The following is a 716-nucleotide window of genomic DNA, read 5'->3' on the forward strand; positions in this document are numbered from 1 at the left end:
GTGTGAGGCCCGCAAGCCGCCGATATTGGTTCTGAGCGCCCGGTTTAGATCGCGATGATCGTCGAAACCGACATCGTCGGATATCGTCCTCCACCGAATAGGATCACCGAAACGCCGCGCCGCGTCTTCCACGGCATTTTGCCCGACCTCCGTTCCGATTGACTGCTCGTCGCGTTTCTGGTCGGCCCATTCCAACAAGCCCATGTCGTCGGGGCGCTCATTTGCCGATAGTGATAAGGTGCCATAGTCGCAAATGGCAGGATCGAGACCTTCGATAGCAAAGAAGGGATGCAGTGCGACAAAAGCCTGACTGAATATGCCCTTGTACCATGGCAAAATCGCCACATCGTCGTGTGGAAGGAACATCTGCAGGTCGGGCTGGCTCACCTTGTCCTTTTAGCCTGTTACAGGCGTCTCGCCAGCCATCGCGCAAATCTCACGACAATTTTGCGCACATGACATAATCTGACGGTAGAACATTGCACGGCCAACCCGGGAGGCCTTGATGATCGACGTAATCCCCCTGCTGATCGCTGCCCTGTTCGGCGTCGCCGCACCCCAGCAGCAACCCAGCTTCAGCTGCGCCAAGGCCACGCACCCGCTCGAAAAGACGATCTGCGCCGATGAGCAGCTCGCCCTGCTCGATAGCCTGGTCGCCGAGGCATATCGCGACAAGCTCGCCATCGTGTTCGACAAGGTCGCGTTCCGCACCCAGC

General features: G+C 58.4%; 2 protein-coding genes. One reads left to right on the plus strand and one right to left on the minus strand.

What is annotated here, in order from left to right; all coding sequences use genetic code 11:
• The coding region (locus tag AC1DZC_RS19955; RefSeq protein WP_477044479.1) for a hypothetical protein at positions 1–387 on the minus strand (387 nt) is incomplete at its 3' end.
• A 118-nt stretch (positions 388–505) separates the two neighbouring features.
• On the opposite strand from AC1DZC_RS19955, the gene AC1DZC_RS19960 reads away from it, so the two are divergent.
• The coding region (locus AC1DZC_RS19960) for a lysozyme inhibitor LprI family protein (RefSeq protein ID WP_477044480.1) at positions 506–716 on the plus strand (211 nt) is incomplete at its 3' end.

Source organism: Cellulomonas sp. P2_B4 (assembly GCF_056404795.1).